3 protein-coding genes are annotated in these 4,340 nt (G+C 62.1%); 1 reads left to right on the forward strand and 2 read right to left on the reverse strand.

What is annotated here, in order from left to right; genetic code table 11:
* Nucleotides 1-123 precede the first annotated feature (123 nt).
* Both QMX86_RS27480 and QMX86_RS27485 read right to left on the reverse strand, forming a co-directional pair.
* Nucleotides 124-1,077: a homoserine kinase gene (locus QMX86_RS27480; RefSeq protein WP_110644676.1), complete on the reverse strand. Its 954-nt coding sequence runs from the start codon at nucleotides 1,075-1,077 to the stop codon at nucleotides 124-126.
* 53 nt (nucleotides 1,078-1,130) lie between these two features.
* The gene (locus QMX86_RS27485) at nucleotides 1,131-1,421 is read right to left on the reverse strand and encodes a DUF2782 domain-containing protein (protein ID WP_039757137.1); all 291 of its coding nucleotides are present in this window, start codon (nucleotides 1,419-1,421) and stop codon (nucleotides 1,131-1,133) included.
* Nucleotides 1,422-1,495: 74 nt separating this feature from the next.
* Between QMX86_RS27485 and polA the strand changes: the two genes are divergently transcribed.
* Nucleotides 1,496-4,300 (forward strand): DNA polymerase I, encoded by a 2,805-nt coding sequence (gene polA, locus QMX86_RS27490; RefSeq protein WP_282387624.1) that lies wholly within the window; start codon nucleotides 1,496-1,498, stop codon nucleotides 4,298-4,300.
* Nucleotides 4,301-4,340 lie beyond the last annotated feature (40 nt).

Consider the following 4,340-nt stretch of genomic DNA (forward strand, 5'->3'; position numbering starts at 1 on the left):
CAAACCCTGTGGGAGCGAGCCTGCTCGTGAAAGCGGTGGGTCAGTCAGCAAAAATGCTGAACGGGCCGCCGCCTTCGCGAGCAGGCTCGCTCCCACAGGTTCGTGTTTGCTTGGCGAATCTACTCAGAGGGCGAAGGGCAACGGTGTATTGACCTTCTGCCGCTGCGCCAGGCGCTGCTCGAATTCCTGCGGATCGTGAATCAACACATCCTGCCCGGCGAACTGTTCGGCGGCGATCAAGCGTGACAGCCAGAACCGCACACAGGCCACACGCAACATCGTTGGCCAGAGCTCAGCCTCCGCCGCCGTGAACGGGCGCAACGCCGCGTAGGCACCGAGGAATGCCCGGGCGCGCGGGCCATCGATCACGCCCTCCTCGTCCGAACACCAGTCATTCAAGGCAATTGCCACGTCATACAGCATCGGCCCCGAGCAGGCGTTGTAGAAGTCGATCAGGCCGGTCAGGTGGGTGCCTTCGAACATGGCGTTGTCGCGGAACAGGTCGGCGTGAATGTTCGCCCGAGGCAGTGCAAGGATCTTGTCTTTGCGCTCGGTGATCTCATCCAGCGCCTTTTGCAGCAAGGCACGCGGCTCATCGCTCAGGTGCGAGAGAAATTCAGTGCCCTCCTCCAGCATCCAGTCCAGCCCACGATCGGTCTTGCGCTTGATCATGCGCTCGCCCTGGGTCGCCAGGTGCAGATGCGCCTGCAACTCGCCGACCTGGGCACAATGCTGGGCGTTGGCGACTTTGATGTGCTTGCCGGACAGGCGCGGTTGCAGCAGCGCCGGTTTGCCTTTGAGCTCACGCAGGGCCAAGCCGTCGGTGGTGCGCAGGGCGTAAGGCACCGGCAGTTCGGCTTCGTGCAGCACGTCGAGCAGGTCGATGAAGAACGGCATCTCTTGCACCGGGCCGCGCTCGACCAGGGTCAGGACAAACTCGCCCTGCTCCAGGCTGATGAAGAAATTGGTGTTTTCGCTGCCGGCGGCGATCCCCTGGAAATCAAGCAGGCGGCCGAGCCCGTAAGGGGCGAGAAAGGTTTCCAGCTCGGGCCGAGCCAGGGGAGTGAACACAGACATGTCTTAACTGCCAGTACGGGCGCCGCAGCGGCGGCGCCGAGTGAATTAAAAACCTACTTCCATTCGAAGATCTTCCATGACGGGATCAGCATATCCGGCTGGTCCGAGCGGATGAAATTGGCATCCGTCCCGTCGGCGCGCACCAGAAAGTACGGCGGCGCGCCCTTTGGCGTGACCTTGATCGCATACAGGAAACCGTTCTGGCGGTACTCCTGAATGGTCTTGTCGCCCTCCGTGCGGATGGTGACCTCGGGGTCGCCGCCCGGCGCATCATCCGCCGCCATCGCGGCCAGTGGTGAGACAGCGATCAACCCGACCAGCAGCAAACGATTTAACGTACGCATGATAACCTTGTCCCTTTGTCGTCAACGGTCCCGCTATTCTAGCGCCGGACCCGCCGAAAAGGTTGATCCTGCTCATGAGCCAAGCCCCCCTCGTCCTGGTGGACGGTTCGTCTTACCTGTACCGCGCCTTTCATGCACTGCCACCACTGACCACGTCCAAAGGCCTGCCGACCGGTGCGGTCAAAGGCGTGCTGAACATGCTCAAGAGTCTGCGCAAGCAGTACCCGGACAGCCCCTTCGCCGTGGTGTTCGACGCCAAGGGCGGGACATTTCGCGATGAGATGTACGCCGAATACAAGGCCAACCGGCCGAGCATGCCCGATGACATGCGCGTGCAGATCGAGCCCCTGCACCAGAGCGTGATCGCCCTCGGCTTCCCGCTGCTGTGCGTCGACGGCGTCGAGGCCGACGATGTGATCGGCACCCTCGCCCGCAGCAGCGCGGCGGCCGATCGCCCGGTGATCATTTCCACCGGTGACAAGGACATGGCGCAACTGGTCGATGGCCACATTACCTTGGTCAACACCATGTCCGGTAGCTCGATGGATGTGGAGGGCGTTAAGGAGAAATTTGGCGTCGCACCGGAGCAGATCATCGATTATCTGGCGCTGATGGGCGATTCGTCCGACAACATTCCGGGCGTGCCGGGCATCGGCCCGAAGACGGCGTCCGGCCTGCTGGTCGGCGTCAACGGCGGTCTGACCGAGCTGTACGCCAACCTCGACATCGTGCCGACCCTGCCGATCCGTGGCGCAAAAACCCTGCCGGCCAAGCTCGAAGAGCACAAGGAAATGGCTTTCCTGTCCTATCAACTGGCGACCATCAAGGTCGACGTGCCGCTGGATATCGGCCTCGACGATCTGCAGATGGGTCAGGAAGATCCGGCCAAACTCTACGAGCTGTACACCCTGCTGGAATTCAAGAGCTGGCTCAATGATCTGGATCGCGATGCCAAGCGTCTGGAACTGAGCGCGGCGGCCGAACCTGCGCCGGCGGGCGATCTGTTCAGCGCCCCGCAAGCCGAGGCACCTGTTGCTCCTGTCGAGGCCGCCTACGAAACCATCCTCGATCAGGCCCGCTTCGACGTCTGGCTGGAAAAACTGCGCAACGCCAGGCTGATCGCCTTCGACACCGAGACCACCGGCATCGACGCGCAGCAGGCGCAACTGGTTGGCCTGTCGTTCGCCGTACAGGCCAACGAAGCCGCGTACATCCCGCTGACCCATTCCTACATCGGCGTGCCGGAGCAGTTGGATCGCGACACCGTGCTGCGCGCACTCAAGCCGATTCTGGAAGACCCGAACAAGCTCAAGGTCGGCCAGCACGCCAAGTTCGACATGAACATTCTGGCCAACTGCGCCATTGGCGGCGATCAGAGTGAAGGCATCAGCGTGCGCGGCATCGCCTTCGACACGATGCTCGAGTCCTACGTGCTCAACTCCACCGCGACCCGCCACGACATGGACAGCCTCGCGCAAAAGTACCTCGACCACACAACGGTGAGCTTCCAGGACATCGCCGGCAAAGGTGCCAAGCAGCTGACCTTCGACCAGATCGCCCTGGAACAGGCCGGGCCGTACGCCGCTGAAGACGCCGACATCACCCTGCGCCTGCATCAGACCCTGTTCGACAAGCTCAGCGCGATTCCGAGTCTGGCCAGCGTGCTGACCGGCATCGAAATCCCGCTGGTACCGGTACTGGCGCGCATCGAACGCCAGGGCGCGTTCGTCGATGCCGAACTGCTCGGCATTCAGAGCATTGAGCTGGGTAACAAAATGGTCGCGCTGGAGCGTGAAGCCTTCGACATTGCCGGGGAGGAATTCAACCTCGGCTCGCCGAAGCAGCTGGGCGTGATTCTCTATGAAAAGCTTGGTCTGCCGGTGTTGAAGAAAACTGCCAAAGGCCAGCCGTCCACCGCGGAAGAAGTGCTGGCGAAACTCGCCGAAGACGATCACCGCTTGCCGAAGGTGCTGATGGAGCACCGTTCGATGAGCAAGCTGAAAAGCACCTACACCGATCGCCTGCCAGAGCAGATCAACCCGCGCACCGGGCGCATCCACACCTCGTATCACCAGGCTGTGGCTTCGACCGGGCGCCTGTCCTCCAGTGACCCGAACCTGCAGAACATCCCGGTACGCACAGCCGAAGGCCGGCGCATTCGTCAGGCGTTCGTCGCACCCAAGGGCTACAAACTGCTGGCGGCGGACTATTCGCAGATCGAACTGCGGATCATGGCGCACCTGTCCCGTGACGAAGGCCTGATGAACGCCTTCCGCAACAATCTCGACGTGCACACTGCAACCGCTGCCGAAGTATTCAAGGTCGAGCTCGATCAAGTGACATCCGACCAGCGCCGCAGCGCCAAGGCGATCAACTTCGGTCTGATCTACGGCATGGGCGCGCAGAAGCTCGGCAAGGACATCGGCGTCGACACCAAGACCGCCAAGGCTTACATCGACACTTACTTCGCTCGTTATCCAGGCGTGCGCGAATACATGGAGCGCACCCGCGCGCAGGCGGCGGATCAGGGTTACGTTGAAACTTTCTTCGGCCGTCGCCTGTACTTGCCGGAGATCAACTCGAACAAGCCGCAGGAACGCGCCGCCGCTGAACGCACGGCGATCAACGCGCCGATGCAGGGCACGGCAGCGGACATCATCAAGAAAGCCATGGTGGCTGTGGATAACTGGCTGACCACGTCGGGTCTGGACGCGCGGGTCATCCTGCAAGTGCACGACGAACTGGTGCTGGAGGTTCGCGAGGATCTGGTCGAGCAGGTCAGCGCCGAGATTCGTACGCACATGAGCGAAGCGGCGAAACTGGATGTACCGCTGCTGGTGGAAGTTGGCGTTGGCAACAACTGGGATGAGGCGCACTGAGTATTGGCAGAGTTGGGGGGGGCCGCCCCCCCGGGGCCCC

It is taken from the genome of Pseudomonas sp. PS01270, assembly GCF_029959775.1.
GTDB lineage: Bacteria > Pseudomonadota > Gammaproteobacteria > Pseudomonadales > Pseudomonadaceae > Aquipseudomonas > Aquipseudomonas atacamensis.